Source organism: Celeribacter naphthalenivorans (genome assembly GCF_020524585.1).
In the GTDB taxonomy this organism is placed as follows: Bacteria; Pseudomonadota; Alphaproteobacteria; order Rhodobacterales; family Rhodobacteraceae; genus Celeribacter; species Celeribacter naphthalenivorans.
Genome location: NZ_JAIVLK010000004.1, coordinates 135,065 through 152,844, shown reverse-complemented (window position 1 = coordinate 152,844; position 17,780 = coordinate 135,065). Strand labels below are relative to the sequence as shown.

The 17,780-nt window shown below is 57.8% G+C and carries 17 protein-coding genes; 8 read left to right on the top strand and 9 right to left on the bottom strand.

Annotation, left to right across the window (positions count from 1 at the left end):
- Positions 1–13 precede the first annotated feature (13 nt).
- The 4 genes from LC094_RS10160 to LC094_RS10145 all read right to left on the bottom strand — a co-directional run bounded on the left by LC094_RS10160 (position 14) and on the right by LC094_RS10145 (position 2,939).
- A complete protein-coding gene (locus LC094_RS10160; RefSeq protein WP_226552530.1) occupies positions 14–661 on the bottom strand; it encodes a hypothetical protein in 648 nt (215 codons plus the stop codon).
- Between the two features lie 161 nt (positions 662–822).
- Positions 823–1,950 (bottom strand): mechanosensitive ion channel family protein, encoded by a 1,128-nt coding sequence (locus LC094_RS10155; protein ID WP_226552528.1) that lies wholly within the window; start codon positions 1,948–1,950, stop codon positions 823–825.
- An 84-nt stretch (positions 1,951–2,034) separates the two neighbouring features.
- Complete coding sequence (locus LC094_RS10150; protein WP_226552526.1) at positions 2,035–2,622, bottom strand: rhodanese-like domain-containing protein; 588 nt, start codon at positions 2,620–2,622, stop codon at positions 2,035–2,037.
- Positions 2,622–2,939, bottom strand: a complete 318-nt coding sequence (locus tag LC094_RS10145) for an antibiotic biosynthesis monooxygenase family protein (protein ID WP_226552524.1) — start codon at positions 2,937–2,939, stop codon at positions 2,622–2,624. Before LC094_RS10145 ends, LC094_RS10150 begins: the two co-directional genes overlap by 1 nt.
- Before the next feature lie 436 nt (positions 2,940–3,375).
- On the opposite strand from LC094_RS10145, the gene LC094_RS10140 reads away from it, so the two are divergent.
- From LC094_RS10140 to LC094_RS10130, 3 genes are all read left to right on the top strand, one after another.
- Positions 3,376–4,068: a response regulator transcription factor gene (locus LC094_RS10140; protein ID WP_226552522.1), complete on the top strand. Its 693-nt coding sequence runs from the start codon at positions 3,376–3,378 to the stop codon at positions 4,066–4,068.
- Positions 4,069–4,168: 100 nt separating this feature from the next.
- On the top strand, positions 4,169–5,062 hold the full coding sequence (locus LC094_RS10135) for a type IV pili methyl-accepting chemotaxis transducer N-terminal domain-containing protein (protein ID WP_226552520.1): 894 nt from the start codon (positions 4,169–4,171) through the stop codon (positions 5,060–5,062).
- A gap of 186 nt (positions 5,063–5,248) precedes the next feature.
- Positions 5,249–5,695 (top strand): HugZ family pyridoxamine 5'-phosphate oxidase, encoded by a 447-nt coding sequence (locus LC094_RS10130; protein ID WP_226552518.1) that lies wholly within the window; start codon positions 5,249–5,251, stop codon positions 5,693–5,695.
- 55 nt (positions 5,696–5,750) lie between these two features.
- Here LC094_RS10130 and LC094_RS10125 read toward each other — a convergent pair whose 3' ends face one another.
- Positions 5,751–8,039, bottom strand: coding sequence for a glycosyl hydrolase family 28-related protein (locus tag LC094_RS10125; RefSeq protein ID WP_226552516.1), 2,289 nt, complete (start codon positions 8,037–8,039; stop codon positions 5,751–5,753).
- Between the two features lie 266 nt (positions 8,040–8,305).
- Between LC094_RS10125 and LC094_RS10120 the strand changes: the two genes are divergently transcribed.
- Positions 8,306–9,190 carry a CHAD domain-containing protein gene (locus tag LC094_RS10120; RefSeq protein WP_226552514.1) on the top strand — a complete coding sequence of 295 codons (885 nt, stop codon included), beginning with the start codon at positions 8,306–8,308 and terminating at the stop codon, positions 9,188–9,190.
- Between the two features lie 46 nt (positions 9,191–9,236).
- Here LC094_RS10120 and LC094_RS10115 read toward each other — a convergent pair whose 3' ends face one another.
- Positions 9,237–10,880: a lysine--tRNA ligase gene (locus LC094_RS10115; RefSeq protein ID WP_226552512.1), complete on the bottom strand. Its 1,644-nt coding sequence runs from the start codon at positions 10,878–10,880 to the stop codon at positions 9,237–9,239.
- Positions 10,881–10,992: 112 nt separating this feature from the next.
- Between LC094_RS10115 and LC094_RS10110 the strand changes: the two genes are divergently transcribed.
- Together LC094_RS10110 and LC094_RS10105 are read left to right on the top strand one after the other, a co-directional pair.
- Positions 10,993–11,427 (top strand): tellurite resistance TerB family protein, encoded by a 435-nt coding sequence (locus LC094_RS10110; protein WP_226552510.1) that lies wholly within the window; start codon positions 10,993–10,995, stop codon positions 11,425–11,427.
- 52 nt (positions 11,428–11,479) lie between these two features.
- The gene (locus LC094_RS10105; protein ID WP_226552508.1) at positions 11,480–12,088 is read left to right on the top strand and encodes a DsbA family protein; all 609 of its coding nucleotides are present in this window, start codon (positions 11,480–11,482) and stop codon (positions 12,086–12,088) included.
- Here LC094_RS10105 and dacB read toward each other — a convergent pair whose 3' ends face one another.
- Both dacB and LC094_RS10095 read right to left on the bottom strand, forming a co-directional pair.
- Positions 12,089–13,615, bottom strand: coding sequence for a D-alanyl-D-alanine carboxypeptidase/D-alanyl-D-alanine endopeptidase (gene dacB, locus LC094_RS10100; protein ID WP_226552506.1), 1,527 nt, complete (start codon positions 13,613–13,615; stop codon positions 12,089–12,091).
- An 86-nt stretch (positions 13,616–13,701) separates the two neighbouring features.
- Positions 13,702–14,307, bottom strand: coding sequence for a nicotinate-nucleotide adenylyltransferase (locus LC094_RS10095; protein ID WP_226552905.1), 606 nt, complete (start codon positions 14,305–14,307; stop codon positions 13,702–13,704).
- Between the two features lie 106 nt (positions 14,308–14,413).
- Here LC094_RS10095 and LC094_RS10090 point away from each other — a divergent pair, with 106 nt between their 5' ends.
- A complete protein-coding gene (locus LC094_RS10090) occupies positions 14,414–15,289 on the top strand; it encodes a helix-turn-helix domain-containing GNAT family N-acetyltransferase (RefSeq protein ID WP_226552504.1) in 876 nt (291 codons plus the stop codon).
- Here LC094_RS10090 and LC094_RS10085 read toward each other — a convergent pair.
- Positions 15,256–16,029 (bottom strand): HNH endonuclease, encoded by a 774-nt coding sequence (locus LC094_RS10085; protein WP_226552502.1) that lies wholly within the window; start codon positions 16,027–16,029, stop codon positions 15,256–15,258. The genes LC094_RS10090 and LC094_RS10085 overlap by 34 nt on opposite strands.
- A gap of 66 nt (positions 16,030–16,095) precedes the next feature.
- Here LC094_RS10085 and ettA point away from each other — a divergent pair, with 66 nt between their 5' ends.
- Positions 16,096–17,751 (top strand): energy-dependent translational throttle protein EttA, encoded by a 1,656-nt coding sequence (ettA, locus tag LC094_RS10080; protein ID WP_226552500.1) that lies wholly within the window; start codon positions 16,096–16,098, stop codon positions 17,749–17,751.
- The last annotated feature ends 29 nt before the right edge of the window (positions 17,752–17,780 follow it).

Below are 17,780 nucleotides of genomic sequence, written 5' to 3'. Positions count from 1 at the left end.
CAACTAGAGCCATTCAAAACGCTCTGGATTTCCGAATAACCTCAATAACTTCTTCGCATTGATCTTTCCTCGCGAAATGAAATTCGCAATACGGAGGGCGCGAGACCTTCGGATGAATGGTCTTATATTTCATCTTTGACGGGTTGCCCTTCACGGAAACAAGAAACTGTCGATTTCTATTTTGAATCGTCAGCGCCAGAAAATTCGGATCGGCCGTCCATTTCCTTTGCCGCCCCTCATTCAACCCAAATGCTTCATCATCTGACAATTCCTTCAGAATGACCTCACAGCAATCGACGAGCTCTCTCGGCAAACCATGACTTCTAGCTTCCTTTATAAAATTCATAATTCCGCCTCCGTATGTGCTCTGAGCTTTGCTAGCCTCACTCTTGCCTTCAAGGGCCCCATTTATTCCGCCCTCACGTGATACAATAAGCGTTTCCCCGCCCCTCCCCAAAGAAAGAATCTCAGAATTTACTAAATCAACCGAAAGTACGCTTTTAGAACTATTAAATTCCGGTCGAGAAACTAGCAAGATATTGCTATTGGTTTGTGCCGACGCGCCGGAATTGAACATATTTATCAGCTTTAGAGGCAAATTCGCACTCCAGACACCGCTCTTCAATTGCGTAACGTCAGCAAATTCCAGCCTTACACTCATGGCCTCGCTCCTTCACATCCAATGTGATTCAGTATTTACTAAATTTACTGAATTTTCACAAGACGGTTGCTGAGGAATTATTTACATCACAACTGGAAGCTCGCTCTAGCCAGCATTCTGACCAAAATAAAATGCTTTGTTTAGTTGGCCAATTTCCGCCTCTACTCCACCGCCAGCCCTTTCCCCAAAGGCCCCTGCCCGCTTGGCGTCTCGCCCTTGATCTCGAAACTCGCCCGCGTCCGGGGCAGCGCATGCGGATGCGCGCCTTGCAACCAGGTCAGCAATTTCTCCCGCACTTCACAGCGCAACTCCCACAATCTCGGCGAGGTCCGCGCCGACATCAGCCCGCGCAGTTCCACCACGTCCGACGCGCTGTCCACGACTTGCAGGTTCACCACCTGCCCGTCCCAATAGTCGCTCTCTTGCACAAATTCCTTCACCTTCGCCCGGATGTCATCAATCGGCGCGGTGTAGTCGACGCGCCACATGACGGCGCCGATAACGTTGGTGCTGTCGCGGGTCCAGTTTTCGAACGGGTGCTCGATGAAATAGGTCAGCGGCACGACCAGACGCCGCCAGTCCCAGATGCGGATGACGACATAGGTGGCGGTGATTTCTTCGATCCAGCCCCATTCACCCTCGACAATCACCACATCGTTGATGCGGATCGGTTGGGTGAGCGCGATCTGGATGCCTGCAAAGACGTTCGACAGCACGGGCCGCGCGGCGATACCCAGCACAAGACCCGCGACACCAGCGGAGGCGAACAGCCCGGTTCCGATCTCGCGCACGCCGGGGAAGGTCAGAAGGATGCCGCCTGCGGTGAACATGAAGATCACGAAGAACATCACCTGGCGCAGTACGCGAAGCTGGGTGAGCGTTTTGCGCGCGGTGAGGTTTTCTTCGTCATCCGTGTGATAGCGGGTCATCGCGCGGGTGGTGAAATGGTTGGCGACGATATAGCTGGCCCAGCCGAGTGTCAGGATCAGGATGATGCCCATGACGTGACGGATGGTGGCGAGCCAGGAGCTTGGCAGAGAGACCAGAGGCAGCACCACCATCAGAGAGAGGAAGACGGCCATGAGGCGCATCGGGATGATGGCCTGACGCATGGTGACGCGGGCGATGTGAGAACGGTCGGAGAAGAGGCGGCGGATCACCGCGCGGAGGCTCCAATTGATGAGGAGACCCACGAGAATGGCCCCCACGACAAGGACGACATCGACGAAAAAGTAATCGAGGCGAAATAAAAAGGTGCGGGTTTCGGAGAGAAGCTCTTCGAAGGTCAAGAGGGAGGTCCCTATGCTGCGGCTGCGAGATACCCTATTTTACTTAGGTCTCTGAGCGCAGGGTCAAGCCCCCCTCCCGTTTTGTCACTCGCCGGTCACGGTCAGCCCCAACATGCGCCAGACCTGCATGCCGCCTCGGTAGTAGTGGATTTTCTCCGCAGGAAAGCCCGCTTCGATCATGCGCCGGGCGGCGGTGGGGGATTGGCCACACCACGGACCGTTGCAATAAAGCGCGACGGTTTTGACCTTTTCGCCGTCGCAGATGAAGCCCTCGAAATCCGGCTCACAGCCCAGCTCGCCGAGACGGTCGGCGGCCTCCGTATAAGGCATATGCACAGCGCCGGGGATGGCGCCACCGTCGAAATCGGGTTTGACGCGGCTGTCGAGCACGATGGCCTCCGGGTCCTGAAGCATCGCGATCAATTCCAGCTCGCCGATGGTGGTCACGCCCTCCGCCGGGGTTATCGGCTGGATGCAGAAATTCGGACAGGGGCGCGAGGTCTGGGCCCAAACGCCTTCGATCATATTGTCGTTGTCCTGAATGCGGGAAATCTCCACCGGACCCGAGGGCGTCTCCACCGTCGCGGACATCATATCGGGGGTGATCCCCACCGGATCGGCCCCGGCGGCGCCTGCCAGCACGATCAAAGCGACCGTCAAAATCTTTTGCATCAATAAATGCCCTCCACCTCATACATGACGGGTTCGAACGACTTGCACATGCCATTGATCTCCCGATTGCGTTTGCGCATCTCATCCGAACGCAGCATCGCTTGGTAATCCTCGCGTTTCTGCCATTGCGAATAATTGGCGATCCGGGTTTGCGCGTCGTTGATATGCAGCGCCGCCGAAATGAACCCCGGTTGTTTCGAGATCACCTCATCGAAGGCGGATTGAAGCGCCTCCATGAGATCCTGGGCCACGCCGGGCGTGGTCTCAAAGGTCGTCAGAACGGTTTGACAGGTTTTGTCCTTGGAAATGGTCGGCATCGTCTCCTCCCTAGATGCGTCTGGCCGAAATGGGCCTGATCCGAGCATAGCACGATTAAAGTGCATTTTAGCCAGAAGGGATTTTGCGACTCAGTTGGGTGGGGCTATGTCTTTCGCATTCCGCGAAACGTTCTGGCCCGCATTAACCAGTGTTTTTCGGCTATTCTCCCAGCTTCTTCCCTGATCCTGCCCAAGCCTTGCCGCAATTGCGACGGGCGCACTGAGTCATTTCATTTTTTCTATAATTTCAGCATATTAACCATAATAAATCCTTGCCAGATCTAGGGGGCATTTAGCTAAAATTCTACCAACATCTCAACAGGCCCGGAAAACCGGCGCCGCTCCATGTCCAGAACGGACCCATTCCCATCCCTGAAAAAGCCTCGCCATCGACCCTGTCACGCGAGGCAGGAATGAGCCAAGAAAGGACAATGACATGCGTGTGCTGCTTGCCGAAACCAACTGGAATGCCATGACCGCCGCCGCCGGTCTCTGCGACGCCGGGTTCCTCGTGACACGGGTGAATGACGGACGCGAATTGATGGATTTTGCCGATTTCGGCGAACAAAGCGCGGTCGTTCTGGACCTCGACATGCCGGACATCAATGGCTTTCAGCTGATCGAGCAACTGCGGCGCAAAGACCCGCTGAAACCGATCTACGCCTTGACCGAACAAACCGACTGGGCCTGTCGCAAAAAGGCCTATGACTGCGGGGCCGATGATGTGATTTCCGGGCCGGTGCACCCCGCCGCACTTGCCGCACAGATCAAGGCCGCGGTGCGCCGGACCGGCGGATATTCCAGTGCCGCATTGCAGGTTGGCCCGCTCTGTCTGGACACCGAACAGATGATCACCACGCTGCATGACAGGGCCCTGCACCTCACGCGCAAGGAATATGAAATCCTCGAAATGCTGGTGCTCAACCGCGAACGTCTTGTGACGCGTGAGACCTTTATGAACCACCTTTATGCTTGGGACGATGAGCCTGACGCGCGGATCATCAACGTCTATCTGAGCCGCATCCGTCAGCAGATCGAACTCTGCGGCGGGGAGGCAGAGATGGTCGAAACGGTTTGGGGCCTGGGCTATCGGATCACGTCGGATGCGGCCCAAAAGCGGGTTGCCTGAGAAAATCGCGCAGAACGGGGCCGTTTTAAGACCCCGTAAATCCTCATCGGATATGGATCAAAGACATCACGTCGAACTGCTCCTCATATGGAAAGGCTCCATGTTTCGTATTTTGCTTCTCTGTCTGCTCGTCTCTGCGGGGATTTTCCTTGCGGTCCCTGCTCCGCTCTCAGCCGCTGAAACACAGAGTGTCGAAGACCAGTTAAAGGTCCGGATCGATGTGGCCGGTCGCCAGCGCATGTTGAGTCAACGCATGGTCCGCACGGCTTGCAATGCACAGCTGGGCGTCAACAGAGATCAAAACATTACAGTGTTGCTGACCTCCAAATTCCTGTTCGACAGCACGTTAAAATCCCTTCGCAATGGGGGCGGGCCGGAGGAATTCGCACCGGAGACAGATGATGTGACATTGGCGTTGATTTCCGAAATCGAAGAGGTTTGGGATGTTTTCAAGGATCAGGTCACCAATGCGAAGAAAGGCAAACTGGAAGGCTATTCGGATTTTTCGGAGATGTCTGAGGTCTCATTGCGCCTGCTGAAAACATCGAATGCTTTGGTCCAGAACTTTGAAGACCGCTACGCGGCCGTGGCTGGGCAGGATCGCCCAGAGCTTGGGCTGATGATCAACATTGCAGGACGGCAGCGCATGTTGATCCAAAAGGCGGGCAAGGAGGCTTGCCTTGCTCAGATGGCCGAGACCCGTGATGAAATGGTCCCGCAGCTGGAGCATTTACAAAAGACAATCGCGCTCTTCGAGCAGTCAGCCTTTGGCCTGACCTTCTCTTCGCCGGAACTTGGCCTGCCGGTTCCTCCCTCTGCAGAAATTGAAGATGAAAACTTCAATCACTGGCAGGAATGGAGCAACATCGTTCCGCTTTTCGAGAGCATGGACGTCCGTAAGCTGAGCGAGCTTGAGCTTCATGACCTGTCCAGCGGTGTCGAATTTTTTCTCAGCGCTTTCAACACGACAGTTCAGAAATATGCGCAGCTTTAGAGCCTCGAGCCTCTGCCCTAGCCACTGACATAGCCGAGCTTCTTCTCATAGCCACCCAGAGAAAGCCCCAGAGCAGAAAATCCCTACAGTTTTACTCTGGTATAATCCGGGACGACACTCTACTGTCTGCGCATGACACAAGACAGCCCCTCCCCGATCCGACCGACGGATGATGACGCCCGTGATATGGCGCAGACCCTCATCCGTCAGGCGCGCATCGCCTCATTGGCGGTGCTGAACCCCGAAAGCGGTGCACCTCATGTAACGCGCGTGGCGTTCGGGCTGGGCCTGGAAGGACAATGGCTCACCTTGGTCTCAGATCTCTCGTTTCACACCAGAGCCTTGAGATCCACGCCGCAGATCGGGCTCTTGCTGGGCGAAGCTCCGACAAAAGGTGACCCGCTGGCCTTCCCCCGTTTGTCCGCGCAAGCCGCGCCTGAATTTGTGGCGCGTGACAGCAAAGACCATGCTGTCCATCGCGAAGCCTGGCTGAAGCATCACCCCAAATCCGCCCTCTACGTTGATTTCGCAGACTTCTCATTTGTCGCATTCACCCCCATTAGCGCAGACCTGAACGGCGGCTTCGGCAAAGCCTACAACTTGACAGCCCAGGACATGCGCCTGAGCACATGAAAAACCGGGCCGCATATGCAGCCCGGTTGTCCAAATCGTTTCTCATGTGTCCGACTTAAATCGGACGATCCATCCGTGCGATCAGATTCACAGTGCCCTTGACCGCCTGCTCAAAGGTCAAAAGGATCTGATCGTTGTTCGACCCATAATTGACCGTCACATAAGGCGTTTCAAAAACAGTGCTACCGCTGGCATTGGTCATCGCGTTGCGGAAGACGATGCTTTCCACCACACGCGCCCATCCGCCAAAGGGCAGATAACCGGACGGATCAAGCACCCAAGAGGTCGACGCCGTGTTTTGGCTGAACTCCAAAGACACCGGATTGATGGTATTCTGGCTCACACCGTTGAAACTGTTGCCCTCGAACGTCACATTCCGCGACGAGTTGAAGGCAAGATCGGCATAGGTCGTGTCAACCCGCTCCACCCGGTCGATGAAACCGTTCAAGGCCTTGAACGTATTGTTCTGAACCGCAAGCCCCTGAATGAAATGCCCCGGCCCATAGGGCGTGATCACGATCCAGGAAAACGAACTTGCGACATCATTCACGGTGAAAATATTGCCCGTGATGGTCAGCCCGCCAAAGGAATACTCCGACGAGAAATCCGGCGCGACATCGTGTTCGTTCGTCATTTCGATAAACGAGTTATCGATATAGTTGCCGGTCACCACGGATTTCATGTTGGGATAGGTAAAGACCAAACCCGCCATGCGAGGGCTGTCTGTGAAGTCATCGCCCTGAAACCAGTGGTTGCCCACGAACATATGGCCATTGCCAAAGACGATCCCCGTATGCCCGAACCGCTGAAAACGATTGTCCCGGATTTTGCAGTCGTTCGAGTTGATGTTGAAGGCAATCGACTGACGATCCTCGGCCCGGAGCGGTTGCTCATTCGAAACGAAGGTACAGCGATCGATGTGCAAATCCTGACACCCGCCGCCGATCGAGGTCACACCGCGATTGAGCGGAGATTTGATGTGACAATCGCGCAGGTGGAAATTGTTCCCGCCCGGAGACAACATCACCCCCGACGCCCGGCCATTGCACAGCAACTCCACATCAAACAGCTCAAATTGCGAGAGCTTCGAGAGACCCGAGAAATCGAACACGTATTTAAAGCGCGTGAACGTGTAGGTCTGGGTCGTGTTCGGCCCGAAGAGCGGGTGGTTCAGCGTCAGCGTCTGGTTGCCGATATTGACAGATTCGACATAAACCTCGCGCCCGACACCCGTCCCCGTGACCAGACTGCCGACCTGAATATTCGCGATATTGGCGACATTGCTCAGAGTGCGCGCATTGGCCGTGCTATACGTCGCTTGCGACGTCACCGTTTCGGTGTCCCAATCGGTCGAGCTTTGCACATTGATCTGACCGTTGCGGATCACACGGCGCACTTCAAGCGAGCTGGCCCCCGTAATCTCGGCGACATCCAGCGGCGCATAGAGCTCGATCCGGCGCCCGCGCATATCGAGGCTGTCGTGATCCGTGTAGTAAAACATCGCCTGAATGGCACGTTTGAAGCCTTCTTCCTCATCGCCGAATGCGTCGATATAGGCATTGAGGTGAAAGCTGTGACGCAGGATCAGACGCGCAGAGGTCGGCATGGTCACGGTGCCGTCGAACACCGCCTCTTCCGTAAAGGCCACGGTCCCCGCCAGGTGATAAACCCCAGCCGGCACAAGGATTTTTCGTCCGGCTGCGGCCGTATTGGCCGCGTTGAACGCGTCCGTGTTGTCCGTGGTGCCATCGCCCACAGCACCGTAATCGCGCACGTCGATCATGCCGGAGCTGTCGCTCAGGAACCACTCGGACACATCCTCGATCACGATATCGTCGATCCGCACGGTGCCGCCATTGGCGCCCGTCAGATCGAGACCGAAATGGCCATAAACCGGCTCAAGACCCCAAGACAGATCCACGCCACCACGGGCGCCCGACCCTACAATGGCCGTGACCTCAACCACGTCGCCATAGCTGGTCAGCGCCTCAGACGCGCCAGTCTCGGTCAGACCCGAGACATGAGAAAGCGAAGCATTTCCCGCCCAGCCCGCGACCCGCACGGAGGGAAGATTGCCCGAAATGGCTTTCACCCGCACCTTGATCTGAAGATACATCCCGGGCTGCAAAGGCGTCTCGCCCATGTAGCGCAACTTGGTCAGCGTGTCATTTTTGACCACCTCAAGACAGCCGCCAAAATCCGCATCCGCTGGCACAAATGCCGCGTTGCCGGCACCATCATAGGTTGCCGACCCCGGTGTTCCATCTTCGCTGGACCAAACATCCAGCCCGTCTTCGAACGCCGGTGGCATCAGCACCAGCCCGTCAGTAATGGCCTTGTTCATCCGAACCCCTTTCAATCCTTCAATTCCATGCGCACCGATCTGCATGACGGATCCCGGCCCTGGACGACGCCGTCCGGGCAAACTCTTACGAGAAACTCATCATGGAAACTCGGGACGCATGAGCCCCGAGATGGGCAAAGGTCTACAGCAGCAGTTTAACCCGTCGCTTAAGCCTCCGAACGCCGCCCTTGCCCCGCACGCAACAGCGGCAAAGCTTGTCATTGGCCTGTCACGGGCCTTGGCCTAGATTGGGGAGAGAGGTCCCCATGAGCTATTCGATCCAGTCCGACGATCACGACATGACCCACGCCCTGCGCCGCATTGCGAGGGACCGTTTGGCGCGCGCGATCAGGGCCTGTGACGCCGACGCGCCCGCGGACCGCATGATCGCCGTGCATGACATTCGCAAACGGCTCAAAGAGATGCGCGGCCTCATGCGCCTCGTCGGCCCGGATTTCAAAGGGTACAAACAGGTTGATCGGCGCCTGCGCGACATCGGACGTCACTTGTCCGAACTTCGCGACATCAAAGTGCGCTGCGATACGCTGACCCACCTGTCCGATTATGTCTCCCCCACGGAAGATCACCTCAGGCCCTATCTCGACCACTTGGCCCAGACGCGCGACGCGGCCTATGACAATGCTGGTGATCTTCTGAGCAACGTGGCCCAGCACTTGGCGGAGCTGCGCAAATCCAGCGCGGATTGGCAGCTGCGTCACAAGGGTCGCAAAGCGATTTTCCCCGGCCTGTCCGCCACCTACGCGACTGCGCGAGACACCATGGAACGCGCCCGCGAAACCCGAGCGCCCGAGGATTTCCACGATTGGCGCAAGCATGTGAAATATCATTTCTACCATGCCCGCCTGCTGACCCCGATCTGGCCCGACGCGATGGCGGCACAGGTCAAAGCCGCCGAAAGTCTGGGCGAGCTTTTGGGGAAACATCATGACCTCGTGGTTTTGGGCGATGAGGCGCGATCTGCAGGTCTCAACGAAACCGCAGTCAAGGCTCTCGACACTGGATTAAAATCGCAAATCGCCACCTTTGAAACACAGGCCTTTCTCGATGGCGCACGGCTTTTGGCGGACACGCCAGAGGCGCTGACGCATCGCTGGTCCATCTGGTATCGGCTGTGGCGGCACGCCAAATAAAAAGGGCTGCCGAAGCAGCCCTTTGAAAACATGGTTGAAATACGGCTTACGACAGTTCGCCGTTCAGACCTTTTTCGATCAGGCCGATGGTCTCGTTCACACCATAGAGCGCCGCGAAGGACCCGAAACGCGGGCCTTGGGATTGGCCCAAAAGCACCTCATAGAGCGCCTTGAACCAGTCGCGCAGGTTCTCGAACCCGTGGTTCTTGCCGACCGCGAAGACGATGCTTTGCAGGAAATCACCATCCGCGAAATCCGCCTCCGGCAGCGGCTCGTCATTGCCCATATCGGCGTTCTTCTTGGCGATCGCGGCCAGAGCCAGCTCCTCGGAGCCAAAGGCCGCCTTGAGATCTTCCAGCGCCGCGCGTTCTTGGTCGGTCGGCGCACGGAAGGTTTTTTCCGGCTTCACGAAGTCATTGTAATAGCGCACCGCATAGCCTGCCGCCGCATCGAGCTGCGGGTTTGCTTCTGGCGAAGCTTCCGGCGCATAGCGCTGGATAAAGCCCCAAAGCTGGTCCTTTTCTTCCGCCCCTGCCACGGAGGCAAGGTTCAACAACATCGAGAAAGGCACCACCATATCAGAGGCCGGCACATCGGCGCCGTGGATGTGGAACACCGGGTTCGCCGCCTGTTTCGCCGCGTCCTGCGTCGGGTAGGCACGGAGCTGTTGGTGATACTCATCCATCGCACGCGGGATCACATCGAAATGCATCCGCTTCGCCGTTTTGGGCTTTTGATACATGAAGTAGGCCAGAGATTCCGTCGAGGCATAGGTCAGCCATTCGTCAATCGACAGGCCATTGCCCGAGGATTTCGATATTTTCTGACCATTGGCATCAAGGAACAGCTCGTAAGTAAAGTGCTCCGGCTTCTGCCCGCCCAGGATTTCACAAATCCGGTCATAAATCGGCGTGTTGGTCGAATGGTCCTTGCCATACATCTCGAAATCCACACCGAGGGCCGCCCAGCGCGCGCCAAAGTCCGGCTTCCACTGCAATTTCACATTGCCGCCGGTGACCGGAAGGGTCCACTCTTTGCCATCCTCGTCGTCAAAGGTGATCGTGTAATCGTCCCTGTTCACCTCTTTCATCGGTACGTAGAGCACGCGACCGGTTTCCGGGTGGATCGGCAGGAAAATGGAATAGGTCGCCGCACGTTCCTCACGCAGCGACTTCAACATCACCTTCATCACATCGTCGTATTTCTCGACGGCGCGTTTCAGCACCTCATCGAACTGACCGGATTTGTAAAACTCGGTCGCCGAATAGAACTCATACTCGAACCCGAAGGTGTCGAGGAACCGGCGCAGCATGGCGTTGTTGTGATGGCCAAAGCTCTCGAATTCTTCGAACGGGTCGTAGACAGAGGTCAGCGGCTTTTGAATGTCTTCTTTCAGACGCTCTTGGTTCGGCACGTTCGACGGGATTTTACGCATCCCGTCCATATCGTCGGAGAAACAGATCAAACGCGTCGGCACATCCGAGATCACCTCGAACGCGCGGCGGATCATTGTCGTGCGCAGCACCTCGCCAAAGGTCCCGATATGCGGCAGACCCGACGGACCGTAGCCGGTCTCAAAGAGCACATAGCCCTTCTTGTCCTTGGATGCCTCATACCGTTTGAGTACAGTCCGGGCCTCTTCAAAGGGCCAGGCTTTCGAGCTCATACCGGCATCACGCAGGTCCGTCATTTTCAGCAATCCTTTTGTCGCGCGGGTCTCTCCCGCAAGGCGCAACTCCTATTGAACACCCCGGCTTGCGTCAATATTGTTTGACCGCACATGCCCCTTCGGAGCCAATAAAATGAACGATATTCCCCATTCCCTCACGCCTCAGGACTGTCTCGTTGCCGTGATGATCGCCCAGTCCATGTCCGATGAGAACATCCGCACGGCAGAACTCGTCACCATCGAGAATATCGTCAACCATTTGCCTATTTTTGGCGAATATGACCCGGACCGGATCAAAATGGTCTCCTCCACCGTCTTCGACCTCTTCTCCGAAGAGGACGGTCTGGACGCACTTTTCGGTCTCATCCGCGACAACCTGCCGGAGTATCTGCACGAAACGGCCTATGCGCTGGCCTGTGACGTCGCCGCCGCCGATGGCCACACATACGAGGCCGAGCTGCGTCTGCTCGAAGAGATTCGTTACGAATTGAACATCGACCGCCTGCATGCCGCTGCCATTGAACGGGGCGCACGAGCGCGCTACATGCTGATCCACGAAACGATCTGACACTTGGGCTTCGGGCCCGCACACCCACCCGCACACCCCATGGGAGGCCCAGATGCCCCGTTTCACCTATCTCTACGACACCTATTGTGGCTGGTGTTACGCTGGCGCGCCCGTGATCTCCGCCTTGGTCGAGGCGGATGCAGCGGTGACGATGCATCACCGTCTTTTGTTCGCGCCCGAACATGCCCAAAGGATGGGCGCAGGCCTCGGCGCGATGATCGAACAACATGACGCCCGCGCCGAGCAACTGTCCGGCCAACCGTTCAGCGATTTGTACCGCGAAAACATTCTGCGTGCACCCGACGAAAAACTCGACTCGAGCCTGACCGCTGCGGCGGCCGCCCTCGTCCATGACCAAGGTGCAAAAGTCGAAATGGCACTGGCCCGCCGCCTGCAAAAAGCGCGCTGGGAAGAGGGGCGTTCGGCACAGGATGCCGATTACATCTCAGAGATTTTGCGCAAAGACTTCGGCATTGAAACGCCGCTGTCCGAGGGCAAAGAGTCCGCGCTTAAAATGGCGCGCGAGACGGAAACCCTGATGCACCAATACGGCCTCTCCGGCGTGCCGGTGCTGATCATGGAGCGCGACGACACGCTCTACAACGTTGCTCTGTCCGACTATTATCGCCAGCCGGATGAGATCGTCACGCTGTTGTCCTGACTAGCCGGGAAAAGCGCCAGCGGGCGCCAAAGCCCCCCAGCGTTCAATCAGCGCCTGCTGCAACCTCTTCGCCCGCCCATTGAACGTCCGCGCCCCTTGCGGAATCTCTGCGCCCTGTGCCTGCGCCGCTTCCCGCCTCGGCACATCCGCGACAAAGATCGCAAAGGCCATGCGCTTGCCTCCTGGCGCGTCCACATACCCCGCCAGAGTGGACACGAAATTCAGCGTTCCCGTCTTGGCGACGACGGAGAGGGGGTGATTTGCAATCACGCCGCCTTGGCCATCTTTCATGGGAAAAGATTTGAGCAAAGGCGCCAAACGCGCCTCAACACCCGGCACCACCAGCATATGCGCCAGATCAACCGTGGTCACTTCCGATGCCCCTCCAAGGCCCGAATGATCCACAAAAGATATATGCCGCATGTTCAACGCCCCGCGCGCCCAGTCGCTCATCGCGCTGGCTGAGGCCTGCAAACTACCCACCGTGAGACCGCGTGCACGGCTGGCCGTGAGGCCAAGAACCTCCGCCGTCAGGTTGGTCGAATATTTCAACATATCTCGCACGACGACGCTCATAGGCGCGCTCTCAATCCGCGCGATCTCTTCACCGGACGCCGCCATCCTCTGCCCCTGCGGCAGGCGTAGTCCCTGTGCGCCGGCGACCGACTGAAACACTTCGCCCGCATAAAGCCCCGGCAGGCGCACCGGCAACCACCGCGCCCCACCATTGCCCAGCGCGCTTTGCGCCACGGTCCATTCGTCCCGCCCCTGCCCAGCGACATGGTCGAACACCGGCAGATTGCGCGCTGCCACGCTGATCCGTGCGATCCGCACATCCGGCGCATAGCGTTCGGCGCGGGCATCCATTTTGAGACTGTAGCCCTCGCCCTGTTTTTTCCATTCGAAATGCACGCGGTTGTAATTCAGGTTCAGCCCCGAAATCGTCGGGTTGTAGCCCGCATAATCCGTCTGCCCCGCGTCGATCTCTTCGATCCGGGGCAAGGCCGTGTCGTCGATCAAGAACCGTCCACTGACACCTTTGATGCCCTGTTCCACAAGTTGCCCGGCCAGCACCGCCAAACCATCCGTATCCAAGGTCGGATCACCCCCGCCCGCGAGGATCAGATCGCCCTGCACGATGCCGTCCACAACCGGCCCGCTGCGCAGCACCCGCGTGGCAAAGCGATAGTCCGCTCCCAGATGCTCCAGCGCATATAGCGCCGTCACCGTCTTGGCAACGGAGGCCGGGGGGAGCCGCAAAAGCGGCACATGAGATTCATGGATCGCGCCACTCAAGCTGTCGGCCACCACATAGCTGACCTCCCCCGACAGACCCGAGGCCTCGATCAGCGCCTCTCCTGTCGGGATCGACTGTAGGTAGAGATCGGCCGGACGCGGTTTCGGCAGCGGCGAGGCGATCAGGTCCTGCGCCAAAGCGCCCCGCGCCATCCCTGCCTGAGCGACACCGCCCAGCAGAAGCCCAAGCATGCCGCGTCGATTGATCCGTGAATTTTCAGTCTGCATCATGGCCGTGAGTTAATCCTGCGTTTGCGCTCTGAGCAAGACGGGAAAACCTGCCTTTTGCTCCCCCTGCGCCACCGGGGTACATGCGGTCAGTCCCGCAGCCAACCGCCGTTTGCCCGGATTTCCGTCGAGGAGGCATCCGACATCGGCACGTTGATGAAACACCAACACGGCGTGCCGCAGCGCCCCAAAAGCCGCGAGGCGCGGGGCGAGAGCTTCGCATGGGCAAAACTCTGCGCCGCCACCGAATTGCGCGCCGCACCACGTGTGCCGGGCCGGGCGATCACACCGACAGGCGTGGTTTTCATAATCTCTCGCCAATCTTGCCAAAGATGAAACTGCGCCAGATTGTCCGCCCCCATCAGCCACACGAAGGTCACGCCGGGATAAAGCCCTTTGATCGCCTCAAGCGTCGCCGCCGTATAGCGCGTGCCCGTGCGCGCCTCGATGTCCGTGACTTCGACCTTGGGGTGATCCATGATCTCGCGGGCGTGGGTCAGGCGCCGCTCCATACTTGCAGGTCCCTTTTCTTTCAAAGGGTTCCCCGGGCTGACCAACCACCAGACACGATCAAGATTAAATCGTTTCAACGCCATTTTGGTGATATGCACATGCCCCTCATGCGCGGGATCAAACGATCCCCCGAGCAGGCCGATCACTTGACCGGGGCGGGCATATGGCAGGTTGCAACGCATGCCGTCCTGCATGGCGACAAGCCGTGTGACTGTCAATCTCTCCCTTGACGCCAAAACTTAACTGACTAAAGTCAGATAAAATAACAGACTTCAGTCAGGTATCTTTATGCCCCTCAATCCCGTCTCCCGCATCCGCCGTTTCAACCGCGCTGTCACCACCGAAACCGGCGTCTTGGATCAAAGCTTTCTCGGACGTGGTCGCCCTCTTGGCGCGGCCCGAGTTTTGAACGCCATCGGGCCTGCGGGGCGCGCTGTCTCCGACATCCGGGCCTTTCTCGATCTCGACACCGGGCTCTTATCGCGTCTCTTGCGCAGCCTTGAGGACGAGGGCCTGATCGACGTTACTGAGGACCGCAAAGACAAACGCCGACGCTTTGCCGTTCTGACGCCCGAGGGACATCGCGAATACGAAGCCTATGAGGCGCTATCCAACGACCGCGCGCAGGCGCTTTTGGATCGTCACCCGCACCCGGAACAGCTTTTGGCCGCCATGGACCTGATCGCCTCCGCATTGGGCCGTGACCGGATTGAGATTGTTGAAAGCGACCCACACAGCGCGCCCGCCATCCACTGCCTCGAAAGCTACTACGCCGAACTGGCCGCCCGCTTTGCCATGGGTTTCGACCCCGCCAAAGCCGCCCGCCTCGACAGCGACGACATGCGCCCACCACGCGGCGTGTTCCTCGTCGCCTTGTCCGACGGGTTGCCGTCCGGCTGCGTTGGATTGAAAGGCACAGATAAAGGCTACGCTGAAATCAAACGCCTCTGGGTCGCGCCTTCTGCAAGGGGACTGGGATTGGCCAAACGCCTGATGACCGAGGCCGAAAGCCACGCGCGGACGATGGGCGTTACTACACTTCGACTGGACACCAACTCAGCGCTCCCGGAAGCGGCAGGATTGTATCAGCGGCTGGGATGGAATGAGATCGACCGGTTCAACGACGATCCCTATCCGGATTTGTTTTTTGAGAAGCGGGTGTGAAGGTCTCGCACGCCTTTAACAACAGCCCTCAATCCCTCCAAATCGTCGGGGCTTTCAAGCCGATGGATGATGCGATGACAGCTCGCGCAAAGAACCGCGAAATCATCTGGATTAGCACGACGACCCTCAACAGGCATCTCCGCAACGGGCTTAAGATGATGAGCCTCTATACAACTCATCGCAATCTTACGCCCGAAATGCGCTTCGGCATTAAGACCACAGCCCTCACATGTAAGACCTCTGATTTCTTTGACCTTCCGCGTATCGGCGCCTCGCCGTTCCCAAGCCTTGTGAAACCGGGTAACACGTCGCTCCAGAAAGCTAGGAGTTTCTTCACCTCCTATCTCTTCAATCCCATAGTCAACATTATCTCCCGCCTCAAACCGCCGCGATGTGCCATCGGGATAAATCACCTCATGCGCATCATAAAATTCTTCCGGATCAAAGCCGTTGATGCCAAGCACCCTCACTCTGGGCTGGTCAAATCGTAAGTATTTAAATCCCAGTTTCGAAAAATCGCCTATGTACGTATCGGTTACGAAACCAGACTTCACCTCCACACCCCGCAGACGAGCAACCAATCGCACAAGCGCTTTCAAGTCCCAGACTTGCCCCTGATTTCTCGGATCAATCACAAACACTTTCTTCGAACGATAGCTGCCTTCGAATGGAAATGTGCCCATTTCATCCATTGCAGAAACTATATTGGCCTTCGTAATCCCCAGCTCTTTTAAACCCATCCCAATTGCTCCTTCCCAATCTCTCCGTTATCTAACACCAAACCATTCCCTCCAAAGGAGCCCGACATGGCAGCCTATCAATACGTCTACCACATGGACGGCGTGTCCAAGACCTACCCCGGCGGCAAGAAGGTGTTCGAGAACATCCGCCTTTCCTTCCTTCCCGGCGTCAAGATCGGTGTCGTCGGTGTCAACGGCACCGGTAAATCGACCCTCATGCGCATCATGGCGGGTATGGACAAGGACTACCAAGGCGAGGCCTGGGCCGCCGAGGGCGCGAAAGTCGGCTATCTGCCGCAGGAGCCGGAGCTTGATCCCTCGCTCGATGTGCGCGGTAACGTGATGCTCGGTGTGGCCGCCAAAAAGGCGATCCTCGACCGCTATAACGAGCTCGCCATGAACTACTCCGACGAGACCGCCGAGGAGATGGCCAAGCTTCAGGATGAGATCGACGCCCAGAACCTCTGGGATCTCGACAGCCAGATCGACGTCTCCATGGAGGCGCTGCGTTGCCCCCCCGACGACGCCGATGTCACCACGCTTTCGGGCGGTGAGAAACGCCGTGTCGCGCTGTGCAAGCTCTTGCTCGAAGCGCCCGACATGCTCCTCCTCGACGAACCCACCAACCACCTCGACGCCGAGACAATCGCCTGGCTGCAACAGCACCTCATCGAGTACAAGGGCACGATCCTGATCGTCACCCACGACCGCTACTTCCTCGATGACATCACCGGCTGGATTCTGGAACTCGACCGTGGCCGCGGCATTCCCTACGAGGGCAACTATTCCGCCTGGTTGGAACAGAAAGCCAAGCGCCTCGAACAGGAAGCCAAGGAAGACAAGACCCGTCAGAAGACGCTTGAGCGCGAACTTGAATGGATGCGGCAGGGGCAAAAGGCACGTCAGGCCAAGCAAAAGGCCCGGATCGACCGCTACAACGACCTCGCTTCGCAATCCGAGCGCGACAAGATCACCCGCGCCCAGATCGTCATCCCGAACGGCCCGCGCCTTGGCTCCAAGGTTATCGAGGTCAATGGCCTGTCGAAACATATGGGCGACAAGCAGCTGATCGAAGGCCTCGACTTTGCGCTCCCGCCGGGTGGTATCGTCGGCGTGATCGGCCCGAACGGCGCCGGTAAATCGACGCTCTTCCGCATGCTCACCGGCCAACTCGAACCGGACAATGGCACGGTCGAATACGGCGACACGGTCAAACTCAGCTACGTCGACCAGTCCCGCGACGACCTCGACCCGAACGAGACCGTCTTCGAAGCCATCTCCGACGGGCAGCAAGTGATCGCCTTGGGCGACGCCGAAATGAACGGCCGCGCCTATTGCTCCGCCTTCAACTTCAAAGGCGGCGATCAACAGAAGAAAGTCGGCGTGCTGTCAGGCGGTGAACGCAACCGCGTGCACATGGCGCGGCTGTTGAAGTCTGGGGGCAACGTGCTCCTCCTCGACGAACCGACCAACGACTTGGACGTGGAAACCCTGCGCGCACTCGAAGACGCGCTCACCGAGTTCGCAGGCTGCGCCGTGGTCATCTCCCATGACCGCTTCTTCCTCGACCGGATTTGCACTCACATTCTGGCGTTCGAAGGCGACGCCCATGTGGAATGGTTCGAAGGCAACTTCGAGGATTATGAGGAAGACAAGAAGCGGCGGCTGGGACCGGATGCATTGGAGCCTAAACGCCTGAAATACAAGAAGTTTTCACGCTAAGCCGAATCAAAAGGCGCCTTCGGGCGCCT